21 protein-coding genes are annotated in these 19292 nt (G+C 69.0%); 14 read left to right on the top strand and 7 right to left on the bottom strand.

The features are described 5' to 3' along the window. Window positions 1-50: 50 nt before the first annotated feature. On the top strand, window positions 51-521 hold the full coding sequence (locus tag AJAP_RS12620) for a carboxymuconolactone decarboxylase family protein (RefSeq protein WP_038510917.1): 471 nt from the start codon (window positions 51-53) through the stop codon (window positions 519-521). Next, on the top strand, window positions 518-952 hold the full coding sequence (locus tag AJAP_RS12625; RefSeq protein ID WP_037345201.1) for an ester cyclase: 435 nt from the start codon (window positions 518-520) through the stop codon (window positions 950-952). Before AJAP_RS12620 ends, AJAP_RS12625 begins: the two co-directional genes overlap by 4 nt. Window positions 953-955: 3 nt before the next feature. Here the strand turns inward: AJAP_RS12625 and sigJ are convergent, their stop codons facing one another. The 4 genes from sigJ to AJAP_RS12645 form a co-directional block, all read right to left on the bottom strand. Further along, on the bottom strand, window positions 956-1867 hold the full coding sequence (gene sigJ, locus AJAP_RS12630; RefSeq protein WP_038510919.1) for an RNA polymerase sigma factor SigJ: 912 nt from the start codon (window positions 1865-1867) through the stop codon (window positions 956-958). 82 nt (window positions 1868-1949) lie between these two features. After that, window positions 1950-2768, bottom strand: a complete 819-nt coding sequence (locus AJAP_RS12635; RefSeq protein ID WP_228694922.1) for an RNA ligase family protein — start codon at window positions 2766-2768, stop codon at window positions 1950-1952. 102 nt (window positions 2769-2870) lie between these two features. Then, window positions 2871-3446 (bottom strand): ankyrin repeat domain-containing protein, encoded by a 576-nt coding sequence (locus tag AJAP_RS12640; RefSeq protein ID WP_038510921.1) that lies wholly within the window; start codon window positions 3444-3446, stop codon window positions 2871-2873. Between the two features lie 149 nt (window positions 3447-3595). Continuing rightward, window positions 3596-4147, bottom strand: coding sequence for a GlcG/HbpS family heme-binding protein (locus tag AJAP_RS12645; RefSeq protein WP_037345206.1), 552 nt, complete (start codon window positions 4145-4147; stop codon window positions 3596-3598). A gap of 186 nt (window positions 4148-4333) precedes the next feature. Between AJAP_RS12645 and AJAP_RS12650 the strand changes: the two genes are divergently transcribed. Continuing rightward, window positions 4334-5503, top strand: a complete 1170-nt coding sequence (locus AJAP_RS12650) for a sensor histidine kinase (protein ID WP_038510924.1) — start codon at window positions 4334-4336, stop codon at window positions 5501-5503. Then, a complete protein-coding gene (locus AJAP_RS12655) occupies window positions 5500-6126 on the top strand; it encodes a response regulator (RefSeq protein ID WP_037345210.1) in 627 nt (208 codons plus the stop codon). The genes AJAP_RS12650 and AJAP_RS12655 overlap by 4 nt, the downstream gene beginning before the upstream one ends. A 31-nt stretch (window positions 6127-6157) precedes the next feature. Here the strand turns inward: AJAP_RS12655 and AJAP_RS12660 are convergent, their stop codons facing one another. Then, window positions 6158-7216: an aldo/keto reductase gene (locus AJAP_RS12660; protein ID WP_038510928.1), complete on the bottom strand. Its 1059-nt coding sequence runs from the start codon at window positions 7214-7216 to the stop codon at window positions 6158-6160. A gap of 117 nt (window positions 7217-7333) precedes the next feature. Between AJAP_RS12660 and AJAP_RS12665 the strand changes: the two genes are divergently transcribed. The 4 genes from AJAP_RS12665 to AJAP_RS12680 all read left to right on the top strand — a co-directional run bounded on the left by AJAP_RS12665 (window position 7334) and on the right by AJAP_RS12680 (window position 9905). Further along, window positions 7334-8173, top strand: a complete 840-nt coding sequence (locus tag AJAP_RS12665) for a helix-turn-helix transcriptional regulator (RefSeq protein ID WP_038510931.1) — start codon at window positions 7334-7336, stop codon at window positions 8171-8173. Between the two features lie 233 nt (window positions 8174-8406). After that, window positions 8407-8775, top strand: a complete 369-nt coding sequence (locus tag AJAP_RS12670) for a roadblock/LC7 domain-containing protein (protein WP_038510933.1) — start codon at window positions 8407-8409, stop codon at window positions 8773-8775. Between the two features lie 25 nt (window positions 8776-8800). Next, a complete protein-coding gene (locus AJAP_RS12675) occupies window positions 8801-9172 on the top strand; it encodes a hypothetical protein (RefSeq protein ID WP_038510936.1) in 372 nt (123 codons plus the stop codon). 22 nt (window positions 9173-9194) lie between these two features. Further along, a complete protein-coding gene (locus AJAP_RS12680; protein ID WP_038510938.1) occupies window positions 9195-9905 on the top strand; it encodes a hypothetical protein in 711 nt (236 codons plus the stop codon). 70 nt (window positions 9906-9975) lie between these two features. Here AJAP_RS12680 and AJAP_RS12685 read toward each other — a convergent pair whose 3' ends face one another. Continuing rightward, window positions 9976-11100, bottom strand: coding sequence for a S1 family peptidase (locus AJAP_RS12685; RefSeq protein ID WP_038510941.1), 1125 nt, complete (start codon window positions 11098-11100; stop codon window positions 9976-9978). Window positions 11101-11296: 196 nt separating this feature from the next. On the opposite strand from AJAP_RS12685, the gene AJAP_RS12690 reads away from it, so the two are divergent. The 5 genes from AJAP_RS12690 to AJAP_RS12710 are packed head-to-tail and all read left to right on the top strand — an operon-like array spanning window position 11297 to window position 16922. Further along, complete coding sequence (locus AJAP_RS12690) at window positions 11297-12946, top strand: fatty acyl-AMP ligase (protein ID WP_038510943.1); 1650 nt, start codon at window positions 11297-11299, stop codon at window positions 12944-12946. Further along, window positions 12939-13202 carry an acyl carrier protein gene (locus AJAP_RS12695; protein WP_037345229.1) on the top strand — a complete coding sequence of 88 codons (264 nt, stop codon included), beginning with the start codon at window positions 12939-12941 and terminating at the stop codon, window positions 13200-13202. Before AJAP_RS12690 ends, AJAP_RS12695 begins: the two co-directional genes overlap by 8 nt. A gap of 5 nt (window positions 13203-13207) precedes the next feature. Beyond that, window positions 13208-13519 carry a hypothetical protein gene (locus tag AJAP_RS12700; RefSeq protein ID WP_038510947.1) on the top strand — a complete coding sequence of 104 codons (312 nt, stop codon included), beginning with the start codon at window positions 13208-13210 and terminating at the stop codon, window positions 13517-13519. Beyond that, window positions 13519-16500, top strand: a complete 2982-nt coding sequence (locus AJAP_RS12705) for a WXG100 family type VII secretion target (protein WP_038510950.1) — start codon at window positions 13519-13521, stop codon at window positions 16498-16500. Before AJAP_RS12700 ends, AJAP_RS12705 begins: the two co-directional genes overlap by 1 nt. Window positions 16501-16520: 20 nt before the next feature. Continuing rightward, the gene (locus AJAP_RS12710; protein ID WP_038510952.1) at window positions 16521-16922 is read left to right on the top strand and encodes a hypothetical protein; all 402 of its coding nucleotides are present in this window, start codon (window positions 16521-16523) and stop codon (window positions 16920-16922) included. Window positions 16923-16932: 10 nt separating this feature from the next. On the opposite strand, the gene AJAP_RS12715 is transcribed toward AJAP_RS12710, so the two are convergent. Beyond that, on the bottom strand, window positions 16933-18270 hold the full coding sequence (locus tag AJAP_RS12715) for a GntP family permease (RefSeq protein ID WP_038510955.1): 1338 nt from the start codon (window positions 18268-18270) through the stop codon (window positions 16933-16935). Between the two features lie 143 nt (window positions 18271-18413). Between AJAP_RS12715 and AJAP_RS12720 the strand changes: the two genes are divergently transcribed. Beyond that, on the top strand, window positions 18414-19292 hold the full coding sequence (locus AJAP_RS12720; RefSeq protein ID WP_038510958.1) for a LysR family transcriptional regulator: 879 nt from the start codon (window positions 18414-18416) through the stop codon (window positions 19290-19292).

Raw genomic sequence — 19292 nt, forward strand, 5'->3', positions numbered from 1 at the left:
GGCCGCGTCGTCGGTAGGGCAGAAACATCCACTACCGCAAGGAGAACACGATGAACGCGCGGCTCGACTACTTCGCCAACCCGGTCGGCGGAAAGTTCATGAGGCCCCTGATCTCGGCAGGAAAGGGGCTGGCCGACTCGCCGCTGTCGCTCACGATCCAGGAGCTGGTCCGGATGCGCGCGAGCCAGATCAACGGCTGCGCGGTGTGCCTGGACATCCACACCAAGGAAGCCGCCGCCGCGGGCGAAACGGACGTGCGGATCAACCTGGTCGCCGTCTGGCGTGAGGCGACGGTTTTCAGCGAGGCCGAACGTGCCGCGCTGGAGGTGACCGAGCAGGCCTGCCGCATGGCCGACGGCGGCGGGGTCACCGATGAGGCGTGGGCGAACGCCGCCAAGCATTTCGACGAGGACCAGCTCGCCGCTCTGGTGGGAGTGATCTCGCTGATCAACGCCTTCAACCGGGTGAACGCCATCGTCCAGAACCCCGGCGGCGACTACCGGGTGGGGCAGTTCGCATGACCATCACCGAGACGGCACGCAATCGGGCGGCGTTCAGCCGCTTCCACGAGGCGACCAACACCGGCGACTTCGCCGTCATCGAGAAGACGATCGACGAGGTCGTCGCGCCGGACGTGGTGTTCCACGCGCCGGTGCCGATGGAGACGACCGGAGCTCAGGCCCTGAAACAAGTGTGGACGGTGCTGCTTCGCGCCTTCCCGGACCTGCGGGTCAAGGCCGAGGACGTACTCGCCGACGGCGACAGGATCGTCTGCCGGAACACTGTCACCGGCACCCACCAAGGCGAGTACCGGGGACTGCCCGCCACCGGGAAGACCGTTTCCTACAACGAGATCTTCATCCTCCGCTTCGCCGGAGGGCGGGTCGCCGAGATCTGGGGTGTCGTGGACGTCCTTACCCAGCTACGGCAACTCGGCGCCCTCGCGGCGTAGCGGTCAGGCTCCGGACCAGGGCCGGAGCTTCTCCGGATTCCGCATCCCCCAGATGTGCTGGATGCGGTCCCCGGCGACGTGGAACGCGAAGACGGCGACGGTCTGTCCTGCCTGCTGGAGCACGAGGCCGGGCAGGCCGTTGACGTCCCGCTCCACCAGATCGAGACCGGACGTCCACCGCGCCAACGTCATCAGATAGGAGGCGACCTCGTCGCTCCCTTCGAACGGATGCAGTGCCGCCCTGACGACCCCGCCGCCATCGCTGGCCGCCTTCACGTCGGGATCGAGGAGACCGATGAGCGCTTGGATGTCCTGCGCCTCCCAAGCCTTCTTGAATTCCCTGACGAGATCGGCCTGCCGGGCGACCGGGGTGGGCGCGACCTGCGTCGCGCGAATACGTCGTCGCGCGGAGGACGCCAGCTGGCGGCAGGCGGCCGGGCTGCGGCCGACGATCTCCGCGACTTCGGCGAAGGCGTAACGGAACACGTCGTGCAGGACGAACGCGACCCGCTCGGCCGGGGTCAGCGATTCGAGCACGACGAGGAACGCCATGTTGATCGACTCGTCGAGGGTGATCCGGTCGGCCGGGTCGACGGCGGGCGGCCGCCCGGTCGTCCACTCGACATGCCCCGGCAGCGGTTCGGGAAGCCACTCGCCGACATAGCGTTCCCTCCGCGCACGCGCCGACCCGAGGAGGTCCAGGCAGATCCGGCTGGCGACCGTCGTCAGCCAGGCTCCCGGGGACTCGATCGCTTCCCGCTGCGTGGGGGACAAGGCGTACCAACGGGTGTAGGTCTCCTGCACCACGTCCTCGGCCTCGGAAAGGGAGCCGATCAGGCGGTACGCGAGCCCGATCAGCTGGCGCCGCTCACTCACGATCGCCTTGAGTCCCGGATCGAGCGTCGGTTCGTTCATGGGTTTCGTCCCCCTGGTCGCGTGTGGTGTCCCGGGTACGACGAGACACCGCCGCCGGATGTGAGGTCACTCCGGCGGCGGGCTAGGCCATCACCGCGCGGGGGAAGTCCTTGCGCTTGATCTTGGCCCGGCGGCCGTCGGGATGGTGGAACACGACGCCCTCGGCCACGTGCCCGGGCGAGAACCGGCTGTCCAGCGTGTCGAGGAAGTCCCGCAGTTCGTGGTAGCTGCGCGGTACTTCGGGCAACGCCGGTGCCTGGAGATCGAACGGGACGCATCGGTGCTCTTCCAGACCGAGGGGATTGCCCTGGATGCGAGGGCCGAGCGCCTCGCTCGGATGCTCCCCGTCCGGCCAGCCGGACACGTCGGTGTTCCCGGCCGCCGCGAGGATCCACTTGTCGTCGGCGGATTCGCTGTCGGTGTCCACGTACCAGCCGTCCACGATGCCCTGCTGCTTCTGCGCCTTGCTCGGGTTGCGGCGCCGCTCGACCCGGACCAGCTGTCCCGCGCGCACGGTCAGCCGGACGTTGGTGCCGTCGAGTTTCTCGGTTCCCACCCCGGCACCGTCGAATACCCAGGCGCACTCGGCGCGAGGCCGGTCGACGACGTGGAAGCGCTCGTCGCGCTCGAAAAGCGTGGGGATCTTCTCCATGACTGTCTTGCCTTTCACGACGTGCCCGATGAGTTCCTCAGGAGTGATGGCGCCGGCGGTCAGCCCACCGGCGAGCGCCCGTATCAGCTCCGCCACGGAAACGTCGGCTTCGACGGCCACGTGCTTCAGCGCCTTCTTTTCTTCAGGGGAGATCCACGCGACCAGCCGTGACCACCCTTCAGGAGGCGTCCATCGGGCCAGTGCCGCCGGGTCTTTGCGCGGCCTGCCCCGTCCTCGTGCCTGCTCCACGGCTGAACCGTAGCCAGCCGTGGAGACTTGTGTCAATTGGCATAACAGAAAATAATCGCCAGGTGAGGGCCCGGTCCGGAGGGTCGACCAGCCCCGCCGGAGTCAGTGTGCCCCGGCTTCGCCGAGGATTCGGGCGACGGCCGTCTGGCCCTTGGTCCGGGCGTGAGCGAGAGGAGTGACGCCCTGCTTGTCGGCGAGGTTCACATCGGCGCCCGCGGCGACGAGCGCCCGGACCACCTCCTGATGGCGCGGCCCGCCGTCGCCGAGGATCACCGCTTCCAGCAGCGCGGTCCAGCCGAGGTCGTTCACGTGGTCGACGTCGATTCCGCTGCCCGCCACCAGCCGCACGTACTCGGCGTGCCCGCGTTCGGAGGCGGGGATCAGCGAGACCCCGCCGTACCGGTTGGTGATGGTCAGATCCGGCTTGGCTCCGAGCAGCAGCTTCGCCATCGGGACGCTGCCGGTGACCCCGGTGACCAGCCAAGGTGTGTCGTGCCGCCCGTCGAGCGCGTTCGGGTCGGCGCCCGCCTTGACGAGGATTTCGGCGATCTCGAGCCGGTTCTCGGTGACGGCGACGAGCAACGGGGTCCGGCCGCGATCGTCACGGATCTCCAGGTCGGCGCCGTCGTCGACGGCCTGCCGGACCCGGTTGGCGTCGGCTTCGAAGAGTTGGCTCACAGGGACTCCTTGACGGGGTGGCTGGGACGACGCGGGTGGCGTGGTGGTGGTGCTCGGTGCCGCCGGGGGTGGCGCGCTCGGTGCCTGCGGGGAGCAGGCACCGAGCACGAGGGCGGCGAGCAGAGCCACGATCGCCCGCTCACCGATCATCAGCGAAGTTCCCCGATGGCGCGCAGGCCCGCCGCGGCGAACTTCTCGTCGAGGTCGCCGCTGGGCGCGCCGCCGACACCGATCCCGGCGATCGGGCCGCCGTTCGCGGCGACCGGCACACCGCCGCCGAGGAAGAGCGTGCCCGGGATGTCGCGGATGGTCGGACCGTCGCCCTGGGCGTTCTTGGCCAGCGCGGAGGTCGGCTGTCCGAAGGAGACCGCGGTGAAGGCCTTCCGCTTGGCGGACTCCTCCGTCTGCGGCCCGGCGCCATCGCCCTTGAGCAGGACGCGGACGTCGCCCGACCGGTCGATCACGGCGACGGTGACTCGCTGGCCCTCCTTCTCGGCGGCGTCGAGCGCGGCCTGCGCGGCGCGGGTGGCGGCGTCGACGCCGAGCACGCTGGTCTGCACCACGGCCTGCGCGGCGGCGGGCGGCTGCGGCTTGCGGTCCTGCTGTGCCTGCGCCGCGCCCACGCCGGTGGCCAGCGCGACGGTCGCGAGGCCGGCCGTCATGCCCAGGACGAGACGAGTGCGGGGGAGCTTGGCGTTCATCGGATTTCCTTTGCGGTGAGGGGGTGTTTCGTTCTCCCTCGACTTTCCCGCCTGGCGGGCCGGGGCGAATCGGGAGAGCGGATATCGATCGGACGCCGAGCGGTCGGTGCGGGCATCAACCGAACGATTGATGCGGAGCACCCCGCCTTCCCACATACGATCATCGGCGAGGAAGGGAGGACCGGAATGAAACCGCATCTGGGCGAGACCACAGGGCTGAACGCCGCGATGCACGCCGGGTTCTTCCTGCTGCTCGCAGCGTCCGTGGCACGGTTCGTCGCGGGGCACGGATTGAGCGGTGCCACCCCGCTGATCCTCGTGCTCACCGGCGCGCTCGCGCTGGTCTACGTGGCGGGTGTGCTGAGCTGGGAGGCGCTCGACCGGTGGCGTCCGGTGTGGCTGACGGCGGTGATCGCGGTCTGGCTGGCACTGGTGGTGGCCGCGCCGAGTTTCGCCTGGTGCGCCGTGCCGTTGTTCTTCGTCTGCCTGCAGATGCTGCGCCCGCGGATGATGATCGCGGTGGTCGTGCTCCTGACCGTCGCGACCATCCTCGCCCAGCTGAGGATCGCGGACGGGTTCGATCCGAGCATCGTGCTCGCGCCCATCGCGGTCGCGCTGATGGCCACGATGACGTTCCTGCAACTCGACCGGGACCGGCACGAACTGGGTCAGACCGTCGGGGAGCTCCTGCGCACCAGGATCGACCTCGCCGAGAGTCAGCGAGTGGCCGGGATGGTGGAGGAACGGGAGCGGCTGGCGCGAGAGATCCATGACGTCCTCGCGCAGGGGCTTTCGAGTCTGCGGATGCTCCTGCAGGCGGCGCAGCGGTCGTGGGACACGGACCCGGAACTGGCCAGAGCCCACGTGTCCCGCGCCGTCGACGCGGCGGGGGACAACCTCGACGAAGCCCGCCGGTTCGTCAAAGGTCTCGGGTCGCCGCGGCTGGAGAGCACCGGCCTCGGCGAGACCCTGAGCGCGCTCGCCGAGCAGGTCACGTTCGCCGCCACGCATCCGGTGCGCTTCGAGACCAGTGGGGATCCGTATCCCCTGGAACCCGAGGTGGAGGCGTGTCTGCTCCGGGTCGCGCAGAGCGCGCTGGCGAACGTCAGCGAGCACGCCAGGGCGACGAAGGCCGCCGTCACACTGACCTATCTGGCCGACAAGGTCGTCCTCGACATTCGAGACGACGGCGTCGGTTTCGCCCCGGCTTCGACCCGCGCGAGCGGCTTGCGGGGGAACGGGTTGCGGATGATCGGTGAGCGGGTCGCCGAACTCGGTGGTGAGATGGTCGTCGAGAGCGCGCCGGGAGAGGGCACCGCGCTCGCCGTCGCCGTGCCCACCAGGGAGGCTCGATGACCGTCCGGGTGCTGATCGTCGACGACCATCCGGTCGTGCGGGCCGGTATCGCCGCGTTGCTGGCCGGTGAGCCCGGCTTCGAGGTGATCGGCGAGTGCGCGAGCGCCGAAGAGGCCGTGCGCTTCGCGACCGCCCAGAAGCCGGACGTCGTGCTGATGGACCTGCAGCTCGGCGACGGTCCGGACGGCGTGAGCGCCACCGAACGCCTGACCGCCCTGCCGGATCCGCCGAAGGTGCTGGTGCTCACCACCTACGACGCCGAGCTGGACATCACCAGGGCGGTGGCCGCCGGCGCCACCGGTTACCTGCTCAAGGCGGGACCGCCCGAGGACCTTTTCAAGGGCATCCACGCGGCCGCGCGTGGAGAGACCGCGTTGGCGCCGCAGGTCGCGGCCCGGCTGTTCGGGCATATGCGGGCTCCGGCGCCCGCGCTGAGCCCTCGTGAGACCGAGATCGTGCAGTTGGTGGCGGAAGGGTTGATCAACCGGCAGATCGCCGCGCGCCTGTTCATCTCCGAAGCCACGGTGAAAACACACCTCGTCCACATCTACGACAAACTCGGTGTCGACAGCCGTGCCGGTGCGGTCGCCGTCGCCACGGAACGGAGGATCATCCGCAACTGAAGGCGTCGCCTGCCGGGCCCATCCACGAGGTTCAGCGGCGCGGTTCGATCGTCATGTCGCCACGGGTCAGCGCGAGGATCGAGTCCCTGGCGAGGATGTCGTGCGGGAAGCCGAGTTCGATCGCGGAGGCCTCGCCGAGGCGGGCCAGGTGCGAGTCGGTGAACTCGACCTCCAGTGCGCCGAGGTTGTCCTCCAGCTGCTCGGTGGTGCGGGCGCCGATGATCGGTGCCGTCACGCCCGGGTTCCGCAGGGTCCAGGCCAGACCGACTTGGGCGGGAGTGTGGCCGAGTTCCGCGGCGACCTCCTGCACGACGTCCACGATGGCGAAGTTGCGCTCGGTGAGTGTGCCCAAGGCGAGGTTGAAGTCCTTGCGGGTGCCGTCTTCTGACGGCGTCGCGGACAGATCGGCTCGGCTGTACTTCCCGGTGAGCACCCCGCCGGCCAGCGGCGACCAGGGCACCACGCCCAGTCCCATCTCGCGGGCCATGGGGATCAGGTCACGTTCCCCGGTGCGCTCGATCAGGTTGTACTCGATCTGCAGCGCGATCAGTGGAGACCAGCCGCGCAGGTCGGCGATCGCCTGTATCCGCGACACCTCCCAGGCCGGGGTGTTGGAGATCCCGACGTACAGGACCTTGCCCTGCCGGACCAGATCGTCCATCCCGCGCAGGATCTCTTCGACCGGCGTCGTGAAATCCCACAGGTGCAGGTAAAGGAGATCGAGGTAGTCCGTGTCCAGTTGCCGCAAGCTGGCTTCCACCGACGCGAACAGGCTCTTGCGCTGGCCGCCCCCGGAATTCGGGTCGCCGGGGCGGCGCAGGGTCGTGTACTTCGTCGCCAGTACGAGGCTTTCGCGGCGGCCCCGGGCGAATTCGCCCAGCAGCCGCTCGGAGCTGCCGTTGGTGTAGGTGTTGGCGGTGTCGATGAAGTTGCCGCCGCGTTCGACGTAGCGGTCGAACAGCTTGCGTGCCTCGTCCTGCTCGGCGCCCCAGCCCCATTCCGTGCCGAAGGTGGCCGCGCCCAGTGCCAGCGGGGAAACCCGCAGCCCGGACCGGCCCAGCAGCCGATAGGTGTCGAGGGTGAGCGACATCGGGTCCTCCTGTGCTCGTGTTCCGTTGTCGACGACGAGTCTGCGACCGCCGCGAGCGGGGGATAAGGGAGAACACTTCCTGGGAACAGGGGTCCTACCCTGGCTGTTGGACCGGACATGACGACCTCCACCGTGGACACGACACAGGAGCTGGCCGCGTTCCTGCGGACCCGGCGTGAACGCCTGGACCCGGAGGAATTCGGCCTGCCGTCGCGCCGTCGGTCCCGGCGGACCCCGGGGCTGCGCCGCGAGGAGGTCGCCGAACTGGCGGCGGTCAGCGTCGACTACATCGTGCGGCTGGAACAGGCCCGTGGGCTGCGGCCGTCGGCCGACGTCGTGGAGGCGCTGGCCAGGGCGCTGCGCCTGGCTCCCGACGAACGCGCTTACCTCTTCGATCTGGCCCGGCAGCGTCCCCGCAACGCCGACAAGCCCGCCACCACCGCGGCACCGTCGCTGGCCCGGCTGGTCGCGGATCTTTCGCCGCTGCCCGCCATGCTGATGAACCACCGCTACGACATCCTGGTCTGGAACGACGAGATGGCGAGGCTGCTGGTGGACTTCGGCACCCTGCCGCCGTCGCAGCGGAACGCGATGTGGTTGTGCCTCAAACACCCCGAGATCCGCGAGTTCTACGCGGATCGTGAACGTGTCGTGCGGGAGGGCATCGCCCATCTGCGCGCCGCGTGGGCCGCGCATCCGGACGACCAGGCCCTGACCGGGCTGATCACCGAATTCACCGCCGACGAGGAATTCGCGCGACTGTGGGCGGAACGCGACGTCAAGGTCAACGGCCGCGGGCGCAAGGTGATGCGGCATCCCGAGGCCGGTTTGGTCGAACTGGACTACGAAGTGCTCACCCCGCTCGAGGATCAGGACCAGCGCTTGGTGATCTACCGCGCCATGTCCGAAGAAAGCCGCTTGGCGCTCGGCCGGTTGTTCGCCCTTCCCCGGCGGTAGGCAATTCGCGTACCGCGCCGATTTCCGGTGCCGACGGTACGAAGAAACCCATGACCTGGTGCGTACACGGAAAGTGTATGAGCCGATCGCGTGATGCGCCTCTGACGTCGGTTCGACGCATAGGTGACGGCTGATTTCGGTGGTACGGTCCATCGCGGTCGAGAAACCTCCAACGAGTGATCATTGCCTCGTGTCATTCAGTGATGGGCCTTCGGAAAAAGAGAGTATGAGTCGTGGATTTCGACGCACTGATCGCCGAATTGCGGACCTTGCGGGACAATGTCGCCGGGGTGACCGACACGGTGATAGCCGCTGTCGACGGAATACCGATCGTCGCCGACGCGGCGAAGAACATCGACCCCGCGGAGGTTTCCGCGCTCGCCGCCGCGAATCTCGGGATCGCGCGCCAGGCGGCCGAAGTGACGGGCAAGGGCACGCTGCGGCAGACCGTCGTGTTCAGCAGTGACGGCTACATGGCCGTTTACGCCATCGACCGGATGGCGCTCATGGTCATCATGGGAGACAAACAGCTGAATGTCGGCCGCCTTCTTTTCGAATGCCGCCCGGTCATCGATCGGATCAGTTCGATACTGGCCGCTTAGTCGTCAAACCAGGAAAGTGAGTTCGATGAACATCGATAACGCGCTCAAGGAATGCATGTCGATCGCCGGGGCGGTCGGTGTCGCGCTGGTCGATTACGACAGCGGGATGTCACTCGGCACCAGCGGGGGAGGTGATTGGCTCAATCTGGAGGTCGCGGCGGCGGGTAACACCGATGTCGTCAGGTCGAAGATGCGGGTCATGTCCGCGTTGTCGCTCAACGACAGCATCGAGGACATCCTCATCACGTTGCACCGCCAATACCATTTGATCCGGCTGCTGGATTCCGTGAACGCCAGGAGCTCCCTCTTCCTGTACCTGGTGCTGGACCGGGACCAGGCGAATCTCGCGCTGGCCCGGCACTATCTCAAGCGCGTCGAGACGGAGTTGCAGGTCTGAAGACGAACGGGGGAAGCCGGCGATGACCGGAGTCGCGTCCAGTCACCACGCACTCGTCGCCGGCTCGGCGCTCATCGGCGTTCTCGGCTCGTTGTTCCCGGCGGGGGTGAAGCTCGTCGGCGATCGACTCGAGTTCGTGTTCGTCCTGCCGGACGGCCGCGAGGCCCTGGACGCCGAACCATCGGACCATCCGTTCGTCGCGGTGAAGGAACGGATCCGGCAGGGTGGCGGGATACCACCACCGCGGTTCTTCCTCGACACCGACGGCAGGTGGACCCGGCTGCACGTGGAGCTCGCCGGAATCGCGGTCCGGGCGGTGATCGTGCTGCCGGACGAGCTGACGGCGGGGGCGATCAACGCGCCGTTCCTCGGCCATTGGCAGAACCAGGTGCCCGGCGTCGTGCGGCTCGCGGTGGACGAGTTCGCCCGGATCCTCGCGCGGTGCCGTCATCGGGCCGGGGGACCGGAGCCACTGATCGACCTGGAACTGGTGTACGTGCCCATCCGGGACTTCGAGGCCGTGTTCGCTCGCGCCCACGAGCCGGTCCGGCCGTTCGTCGCGCCGGTCCGGCCGGTGTTCAAGATGCGCTGGCACGCGGTGACACCCGCGCAGCGCAAGGCCTTCACCGCCGACCTGATCGATGTCACGAGCGCGGGCCGGTGGCTTCGCCGCAGGCCGACCGCGACGGTCACGGGAGTCGAAGTGGAACTCCCGCCGAGGCACTGGCGCTAGGCCGCTCGCGTGTCCGTGAAGGCCTCCTTCACTACCCTGAAGGTAATGAAGGAGGCCTTCACGGCCTGCGTCAGGCGGTGACGAGCGACAGACCGTAGTTCTGCAGGATCTCGTTCACCGGCTGGAACCAGGTCTCACCCCCGGAACCGCAGTTGCCCCAGCCGCCGGAGGTGACGCCCTGCGCCTGGTCGCCGGTGATGAAGGAACCGCCGGAGTCGCCGGGTTCGGCGCAGACGTTCGTGCGGGTCATCTGGTGGACGGCGCCCTGCGAGTAGTTGACCGTCTCGTTGTGCCCCAGCACGGTGCCGCAGTGCCAGTGCGTCGTCGAACCGGACCGGCACACCGACGTGCCGACAGGCGCGACCCACGAGCCGCGGACGAGCGCGTCGCTCACGGTGCCCCAGCCGAGGACGACCGGCGCGGTCCACCAGCCGTTGCCGATCCGGATGAACGCGTAATCGTTGCCGGGGAAGGAAGAACCGGCGAAGTTGCCCATCGCCGAGCCGTCCCAGCCGACGACCGGGCTGCCGGTGCCGCCGCAGTGGCCGGCGCTGACGAATCCACCGTGGACACTGAACCCGATCGAACAGCGGGTGTTCCCGTTGATGTAGTACGGGTCGCCGCCGACGGTACCGGCCGCGAACGGTTCGGCCTTGGGCGCGGTGACCGTCGTGACCGGGCCGGATTTCCTTGCCCTGGCCAGGAAGTCGTCGACGTCGGCACCGTGTGCGCCCGGCCGCAGCGCGACCACGACGCTGCCGCTGCGCGGGTCGGCGCGCCAGCCGCTGACGGCGGCGGGGGCGGGCCGGGTCTTGGCCGACTTGTCGATTTCGGCCTTGGCCGCGTCGAGCCGGGCCGCGCTGATCGCGACCGCGGTGGGTTCGGCGCCTGCCTCCCGGACCGCGGACGCCGCCGCGGGATCGGTCACCCCGACGACGAGTGCGCCGCGCGCCGGATCGAACCAGGCGCCGCCGAACGCCGCGCCGGCGGCCCGTTGCGCGGCGGGCAGCACCCGCGAGGCGGTCATTTCCTGGGTGAGCCGGGTCGATGCCTGCGCGGCGGTGAGCCCCAGATCACGCTGCATCGCGGCGAGCAATCCGGGGGAAGCCTGCGCGACCGGGGCGAAGGCGGCGGAAGTGAGACTCGCGGTCAGGACGGCGGCGCCGCCGAGTGCCAGGGCGATTCTTCGACGCATGGTTACTCCTCCAAGGCCGGGGGAAAGAAACACACTGCCCGCCGAGTGTGGGGCCGTGACCGGCGAAAGAGCGAGGAATGTCCGGTCTTCTGTCCGGAATTCCCAAGAGCGAACGCCGCCGTTGAGCGTCTACTTAGGACGGTCGGCCGATGGGCCCTCCGCGCGCTCTCGCGGCGGTTCCAGTACGTTGCGGGACATGACCGCGTCGCCGGAGGATGTGCCGGAACAGGTGCTGCGCACCTCGATCGTCGAGCGGCTGTTCGCTCGTGAGGCCGACCCGCGGCCGCTGTTCACGCACCAGGACCACAGTGCCGGTGTGGACAGCACGGTCACTTGGACGGAGTTCGTCTCCCGAGTGCGAGTGGTCGCGGGAGCACTGCGCCTGGTCACACGGCCGGGCGATCGCGTCGCCGTGCTCACCGGCCAGGACCTGAATTACCCCTTGGCCTTCTTCGGTGCCCTCGCCGCCGGTCTGGTGGCCGTGCCGTTGATGGCACCGGGCAGCGCATCCCAGCGCGGCAGGCTCACCGGGGTGCTGGCGGACTGCGGCGCAAGGGTTTGGCTGACCTCTTCGGCCGCCGTCGCGAAGGTACGTGAAGCCGGCGAGCCGGATCACCTGATCGTGGTGGACGAGCTCTCCGGGCCGGGGATCGATCCGGTCCCCGTCGCGCCGGAAAGCCCCGCGTATCTGCAGTACACGTCCGGATCCACCCGGGAGCCCGCCGGTGCCGTGATCCCGCACCGGGCGGTGGCCGCCGCCTGCTGGCAGGCGAGCCGGGCGTACGCCGTCGACGAGGGCACGACCTGTGCCGGATGGATCCCGTTCTTCCACGACATGGGCCTGATCCAGCTGTTGTGCCTGCCGGTTCACGCGGGAGCGCGATCGGTGTTCATGTCGCCCGCCGAATTCGTGCATCGCCCTGTGCGCTGGCTGCGGCAGCTCGCCGATCACCCGGCCGTGTTCACCGCCGCGCCGAACTTCGCGTTCGACCTGGCCGTCGAAGCCGCCGAAGAAGCAGGGGAAGACCTCGATCTCTCCGGCGTCCGGGTCGCGCTCAACGGCGCCGAACCGGTGCAGCCACGGACGGTCGCGCGCTTCCTGGAGGCCTTCGGTCCGCGGGGGTTCCGCGCCGAAGCGCACCGTCCGTCTTACGGCCTGGCGGAGGCCACTGTGTACGTCGCGAGCGCGGGCGCCGAAGGTCCGCGAAGCGCGGTATTCGACAGAGAAGCCCTGGCACAGGGCCAAGCGATCGAGGTTCCGGACGGCCAGGAACTCGTCTCCGTCGGGCGCCCGCTCGGCCAGCGGGTCCGGATCGTCGGCGACGGCGTGGCGCGACCCGACGGCCTCGTGGGGGAGATCTGGATCCACGGACCGAACGTCGCGTCGGGATACTGGGGCCGTGGTGACGCCGCCGCGTTCGGAGGCGAACTCGACGGCGTCGGCGGTTGGCTGCGCACCGGTGACCTCGGCGTGTTCCACCACGGGGAGCTCTACATCACCGGCAGGCTCAAGGATCTCATCGTCATCGACGGCCGCAACTTCCACCCGCAGGACATCGAAGCCGTGGCGGGGGAGGCACATCCGGCGATCCGCCGCGACCGCGTCGCCGCATTCGGTGTCTCGGACGAAAGGGGCGAAGGGGCGATGTTGGTAGCCGAATGGGCAAAGAACGCCGACGCGGATGTCAAAGAAGTGACGAGAGTGGTATTGCGCGCCGTTTCACGGGAACATGATCTGACGCTGCGATCTGTCCGTCTGGTTCCCTCCGGTGACCTTCCGCGCACTTCCAGTGGCAAGGTCGCGCGGGCTGCGGCGAGGGCGCGTTATAGTCGGCCCCGTGGGTGATCACCGCGCGGAGGTCGTGAAGGTCGTCAGTGAGACTTTTCGGCTTGATCCCGCCGAAATCGAGTCCGACGCGCCGCTCGAAGAGCTGGGTATCGACTCCAAGGGACGGATAAAACTCCTGTCGGCGCTGGAGATCTACCACGACGTGAGGATTGATCTGGACCAGCTGGACCGGTTCACCGACATCGGGTCGGTGGCCGAAGTGCTCGAAGAGGCACTCGGCGGTAAAGCCGACGGATCCGACGAAAGGCGCTGAAAAGAATGAGCGGGGGCTTCACCGCGGCGACCGATGCGCTTTCATCGGCGTCGAAGAACATCGGAAAGCTGACGGAGCAGTTGCTCGAAGACAACCCGGATCTGTCGAACACTCCGGTGAACGCGGCCGGTTTCGGCCAGGCGCACGGCGACCACGCGAAGAAGTACACCGACGGGGTGGCGGCGTTGTGGGCGTCGGTCCAGGGGTACAGCACCACACTCGGCTCGTTCGGCACGAACCTCGGCACCGCGGGTACCGCGTACGGCACCAACGAGGACGAACAGAAGAACAAGATCACCAAGACGGGGATGCGCTAGTGGCCACCAAAACCACCTGGACCGACGTCAAGGCCGTCCTCGACGACCCGGCCGTTCCCGCCGAGCAGAAGACCAAGCTCATCGGTTCGTGGATGCGGACGCATCCGGCGCCCCCGCCGTGGACGGCGGACCAGGAGCCGGAGGAGATCAAGCAGAAGCGCAAGGAAGCCGAGAAGTACGCGGCGTCCTACAACGCCCTTCCGTTCCTGCCCTACGACGACGACCTCGACAAGGTCTACAACAGCGCGAAGGGCGCGGGCGATCAGGCCAGCTTCAACCGGAAGGCGGAGTCGAAGGCGGTCGACGAGGGCAGCAAGAAACTCGACGGCACCAAGGAACCCACCGCCGAGGGTGCGGGGACCAAGACGTCGGACGAGATCTTCGACGCCGCCGCGCCCGCGCTCAAGGTCTTCGAAACCTTCGGCTCCCTGCTGGGGAAGCTCCCGGAAGACTGCCGGGGCACCACCCGCGCGCTCGACTTCGAGAAGGACATCAAGAAGCCGTTCGACGAGCAGCGCGGTATCAACTTCAAGAACTTCGTCGACGACGCCGCCCATTTCAAGACCGGCTCGAAGACCGTCCAGAAGACCATCGACGACACCGGTTCCCAGCTGAACACCCTCTACGGGACGTGGACCGGCAAGGCGGCGGACGCCTCCTCGGACAACTACAACGAGAAGATCCTCCCCAAGGCCAAGAAGCTCTCGGAGACGCTGAACAGCGCGAGCGAAGCGACGCTGCACACCAGTGCGGCGGTGTTCAAGCTGTGCAAGGGAAAGGCCGACACGGTCATCGATCTCTACAAGGAGATCGTCGGCAAAGCGGACTTCCCGATGGCGCAGAAGGTCGTCGCCATCGCCGCCGGCGAGAAGAGCGGCAAGGAGGATCTCGGCGCGATCGCGGGCTGGATGGACGTCAACTTCGGCTCCAATCTGGTCCAGCAGCTGAACAACGACGGCTGCTGCGACGACGACGAGTTCAAGAAGGCGGGCCAGAATCTCGCCAAGCAGTGGATCCAGCGGCAGTTCATCCCCGAGATGTGGACCATCATCTACGAGGGTTTCGCCAAGTCCTGCAAGGACACCAAGGAGTTCGTCGACCAGGCCTACGACGAACTCGACAAGGTGATGGGCAAGGTCAAGAACGAGTTCGAAGGCGCGGGTGACAAGGGCGGCGCCGGCGGTGCGGGCGGACCCGGCGGCACGGGCGGCGGACCCGGTGGCCAGGGCCCGGACTTCACCGGTGGCCAGGGTGGCACAGGTGGCGGGCCGGGTGGCGGCCCTGGCGGTTCGGGAACCGGTGGCCCCGGTGGCCCCGGTGGCGGACCTGGCGGTGGTCCCGGTGGTTCGGGCCAGGGTCCGGACTTCACCGGCGGTACCGGTGGTGGGCCGGGCGGCGGCCCCGAGGGTGGCACCGGCGGAGGTCCCGGTGGTGGCCCCGGATCGGGTGGTTCCGGCCCCGGCGGCGGCACCGGCCCGGCGGCGCAGAAGCCCCCGCCGATCCCGGACGTGAACATCCCCGAAGGCGGAGGATCGCCTGGCGGTGGACCGGGCGGCGGCACCGGTGGTGGACCGGACGAGAAGAAGGACCAGACGTCGCCATCGGGCTCGGCGCCGCCACCATCGAACGGCGACGAGCAGAAGGCCGCCGCCGAAGAGGCGAAGAAGCAGGCAGCGGCGGCCGCCGAAAACGCGAAGAAGCAGGCTTCCGAGGCGCTGGGCAAACTCGGTGACGGCCCGACCGGTGGCGACCTCGGCGGCTCCGGCTCCGGTCCGGGTGGCGGAGGTACCGGCGGTGGTCCTGGCGGCAGTGGCAACACGGACGCCGCGGCCGAGGCCAAGGCAGCGGCCGAGAAGGCCACTGAAGACGCGAAGAAGCAGGCCTCCGAAGCGCTGAAGAAACTGGGCGACGCCCCCGGCGGCATGGGCGACGGCGATTCCCAGGACGGCGGCTCGAAGGATGGCGAGAAGTCCGCGGACGAGGCGAAGAAGAAGGCTTCGGAAGCCTTGGACAAGCTCGGCGAAGAATTGCCCGGCGAAGGCGGCGACAAGCTGACCGGCGACAAACCCGGTGAGGACGGCGACAAGGCCGAGGACGGCGAGCGCGAAACACTCAAGGTCAAGCAGGGCGACAAGACCTTCGAGATGACCGAGCCGGACAAAGACGGCGAGATGGAGATCAAGGTCGGGGACGGTTCCGGGCCCGCCAAGGACTTCAAGCTCGACTGGACCGGCGACGGCGACGAGTCCAAGCTGGGCTCCACTCCCGGCTCGGACGACGGGAAGCCGGACAAGGACGGCGTCCACCGTCCGGGGCCGGACGGCAAGATCCACATCCAGGACGGCGATGTGAAGATCACCGCCGAACGTCCCGACGGTCCGTCCGGGCCGACGGTCGTCACCGTCGACGACGGCACCGGCAAGCCGACCACGTACACCCTCGGCGAGGACAAACCCGCCACGGACAAGGCATCGCATCCGGCGTCTCCCGTCACCGGGACGGTGCAGCCCGACTCCAAGCCGGCGTTCACCCCACATGAGGGTGGCGGCGGGACCGTCCCCGACGGGATCCGCGGCGGCGACGTCGGCGGTTCCGGCGGCGGCGGTGGTTTCGGCGGCGGCGGCGGAGGTGCGTCGGCACCGTCGATGCCCTTCGAGTCCGCGAGCCCCGCGGCCGGTCAGCCGCTGACCGAGGGCGTGCACACCGGTGGTGGGACACAGCAGCCGCAGCATGTGGCCGCGGGTGCCCCGTCCGCTCCGATGAGCGGCACGGCGGGCCAGTCGTTCGGTGGCGGCGCGATGCCCCCGATGGGTGGCATGGGTGCCGGCGGAGCGGGCGGCCAGGGCGGCGGAGACCAGGAACGGACCAACCGCGCGTACCGGATCGAGGGCGAGGTGTTCGACCAGATCAACGAACCCACCGGCCGGATCACCGGGTCGTTGCTGGACGATGAGGATCAGTCGGTCACCCGCAAGCGGTGAGCCGGGGCAGGGGAGAACAGATGAGCGCCGAGGACACCGCCGCCATGAGGGCGACCCTGGACGGTCTCGTCCGCGAGCAGTCGGAGCGCCGGGCACTGCGGGATCAGCGGGCCGACGAGATCAAGGCCAGCTCGCAGGAGTTCATGACCAAACAGGTCCAGACCGCCCAGCGGTACGTCGAGCACCGGCGGGAATTGGGGCAGCGCAAGACGAAATCCGGTTGGAGCACCGATCGGTCGCACGCGCAGCCGGGGAACACGTCGGCGTTCGAAGACGACTCCGTGGACATGGCGGCTCCGTTCGGCTCGGAGCCGCCTCCCGTCCCCACCGGACGCGACACGCCCCGGCGTGCTCCTCGCGCCCGCCCGGCACCGGCCGACGACGAGGACGACGCCTTCCTCAACAACCGTTGGCGCGACTGACGTCGCGCTGTCAGACGACGAGGCCGAGCACCAGCACGATCGGGAGCGAGATCACCGACGCCAGTGACATGGCGACGGTGTGGGTCTTGAACGTGCCCCGGGTGCTCAGCCCGAGCAGGGATTGGAACATCCAGAAGAAGTTGCTGCTCACGTGAGGGAGGAACAGGGCGCCGGAGCAGGCGGCGAGGGCGACCAGCACCACCGGGACGCCGAGTGAGCCCGCGATCGGCGCGAGGATGCCCGCCGCGGTGATCGCGGAGATCGAGATCGATCCCATCGCGATGTGCAGGACCGCGGCGATCAGCCAGACGAGTACCAAGGGCGGCAGGAAACCGGTGCCGAACGAACTCGCCAGCACGTCGCGCAGCCCCGACTTGCCGATCACCTCGGCGACCGAGCCGGAGAGCCCGGACAGCACGAGAATGGGGCCGGCCAGCGCGAGCGCCTTGCCGACGGCCGCGTTGACTTCGGACGGGGGAAGGACGCGCCGGGCGAGCAGATGCGCGAGGCCGGCGCCGATCGCCATCGCGATCACCGGCTCGCTCAGCAGCGAGACAGGCCCGAGCGGGAAGCGGAAGGCGTCCGCGAGCGCGCCGAGGGCGATCAACGACAAGGTAAGCAGGACCGGTGAGACGGACAGCGACAGGGGAAGTTGCCGGGTGACGGTGGTGGTGACGGCTGTTTCGCCGCCGGTGTCGGACTTGAGCTCGTCGGTGGCCGGATTCCACCGGAGCGCCCGGCGCAGCAACACGGTGAAGACGAGCGTCGTGAGGACCGCTGTCGGGACTCCGACGGTCAGTCCGAACAGGAACATCTCGCCGAGAGGCACCCGGAGAAGTCCCGCGACGGCCAGCGCGGCGACGCCGGGGACGACGAACACGAGCCCGACCTCGATCCCCGCGGTCAGCGCGCCGCCCATGAGCGCGACACCCCGCGGGCCCAGCCTGCCGCCGAGGCGCCGGGCGAGCGGCGCGGTGAGCACCAGGACCACGTCGGAGTAGATCGACGTGAACACGGTCGACAGCGAGACCGCGAACACCATCGGCACCCGTTTCTCGCCGAAGACGCCCAAGAGCCGTTCGAGGACGCGATGCAGGGTGTTCGTGGCCGTGAGCAATGACCCGATGACGACCCCGAACGTGATGAGCATGCCGATCTCGGCCATCACGTCACCGAATCCGGTGGCGAGCGCTTCGGTCGTGCCGTCCACCCCGAGCCCCGTGGCGAGCCCCAGATAGGTGGCGCCGATCAGCAGGCCGAAGATCGGGGGCGTCTTGAGCCAGGTGATCATCACGACGATGCCCACGATGGCGATACCGGTGTGGGCAAGGAGCCAGGCATCGGACACGGTGCCCTCCTCGGGCTCGCGGCGGGACGGCGCCGGTGCCGTCCCTCGTAGCGACCCAGTAAGCCCTTCGGGTGGCTCGCCGGTCCAAGACCGGGTAGCTGGCAAGCTGATAGGCCTCGACTATCGACCGCGAGGAGGCCGGAGTGGATGCCCGTCAACTGAAGTACTTCCTGGCCGTCGTCGACGCCGGAAGCGTCCACCGGGCCGCTGAGCAGCTCTTCGTCGCCCAACCGTCGGTCTCCCAGTCCTTGCGCACGCTCGAGCGAGATCTCGGGAGTCTCCTGTTCCACCGGACCGGCCGTCGCCTGGTGCTGACCGCTGCGGGGCACGCGCTCGTGGCGCCCGCGCGGGAGGTCCTGCGCGGGCTGGAGCTCGCCAGGGCGACGGTCGAAGCCGTCGACGGTCTCCTCGGCGGGGAACTGGTCATCGCGTCGATGCCGTCGCAATCGGTCAGCCCGCTCACGGACCTCATCGCCGCCTTCGCCGCCGCCAACCCGCTGGTGCGGATCTCCGTCCGCGCGGCGAGCACACCCGCCGACGTCGGGAAGATGCTCACGACCGGCGACGTCGAACTCGGCGTGGTCGCGGCCTCGCCGACGGCGGCGGAACTGCCTGGCCTGGAGGCGTCGCATCTGGAGACGCAGCGCTTCGCCTTGCTGGCCCGCGACGAGGCGGCGCTTCCCGCCACGGACCCGGTCCGCCCCGCCGAACTCGCCGGGGCCGCGCTCATCGTGGGCCAGCAGGGCACAGGCATGCGCCGTGTGGCGGATGCCGTGCTCCGTGAAGCTCCCGGCAGCCGGTTCGCCGTCGAAGTGGAACATCGGGAAGCCGTTCTGCCGCTCGTTCTCGCCGGAGTCGGCATCGCGGTGGTCAGCGATTCCTGGCGCGCGCTGGCGAAAGCGGCGGGCGCGTCCGTCCGGGCGCTCGACTGCCCCGATTCGCTGGCGGTGTCGCTGGTGCATCGGCCGGGGCGGCTGAGCCCTGCTGCGGCGGCCTTCCTCGACTTGGCTGTGGCGGCCTGA

The organism is Amycolatopsis japonica, from assembly GCF_000732925.1.
In the GTDB taxonomy this organism is placed as follows: Bacteria; Actinomycetota; Actinomycetes; order Mycobacteriales; family Pseudonocardiaceae; genus Amycolatopsis; species Amycolatopsis japonica.

Bases quoted from the DNA above. Each gene is read 5' to 3' on its own strand.
- AJAP_RS12620 (WP_038510917.1), top strand. From the start codon at position 51: ATGAACGCGCGGCTCGACTACTTCGCCAACCCGGTCGGCGGAAAGTTC.
- AJAP_RS12625 (WP_037345201.1), top strand. From the start codon at position 518: ATGACCATCACCGAGACGGCACGCAATCGGGCGGCGTTCAGCCGCTTC.
- sigJ (WP_038510919.1), bottom strand. From the start codon at position 1,867: ATGAACGAACCGACGCTCGATCCGGGACTCAAGGCGATCGTGAGTGAG.
- AJAP_RS12645 (WP_037345206.1), bottom strand. From the start codon at position 4,147: ATGAACGCCAAGCTCCCCCGCACTCGTCTCGTCCTGGGCATGACGGCC.
- AJAP_RS12650 (WP_038510924.1), top strand. From the start codon at position 4,334: ATGAAACCGCATCTGGGCGAGACCACAGGGCTGAACGCCGCGATGCAC.
- AJAP_RS12655 (WP_037345210.1), top strand. From the start codon at position 5,500: ATGACCGTCCGGGTGCTGATCGTCGACGACCATCCGGTCGTGCGGGCC.
- AJAP_RS12660 (WP_038510928.1), bottom strand. From the start codon at position 7,216: ATGTCGCTCACCCTCGACACCTATCGGCTGCTGGGCCGGTCCGGGCTG.
- AJAP_RS12665 (WP_038510931.1), top strand. From the start codon at position 7,334: ATGACGACCTCCACCGTGGACACGACACAGGAGCTGGCCGCGTTCCTG.
- AJAP_RS12675 (WP_038510936.1), top strand. From the start codon at position 8,801: ATGAACATCGATAACGCGCTCAAGGAATGCATGTCGATCGCCGGGGCG.
- AJAP_RS12680 (WP_038510938.1), top strand. From the start codon at position 9,195: ATGACCGGAGTCGCGTCCAGTCACCACGCACTCGTCGCCGGCTCGGCG.
- AJAP_RS12685 (WP_038510941.1), bottom strand. From the start codon at position 11,100: ATGCGTCGAAGAATCGCCCTGGCACTCGGCGGCGCCGCCGTCCTGACC.
- AJAP_RS12690 (WP_038510943.1), top strand. From the start codon at position 11,297: ATGACCGCGTCGCCGGAGGATGTGCCGGAACAGGTGCTGCGCACCTCG.
- AJAP_RS12700 (WP_038510947.1), top strand. From the start codon at position 13,208: ATGAGCGGGGGCTTCACCGCGGCGACCGATGCGCTTTCATCGGCGTCG.
- AJAP_RS12710 (WP_038510952.1), top strand. From the start codon at position 16,521: ATGAGCGCCGAGGACACCGCCGCCATGAGGGCGACCCTGGACGGTCTC.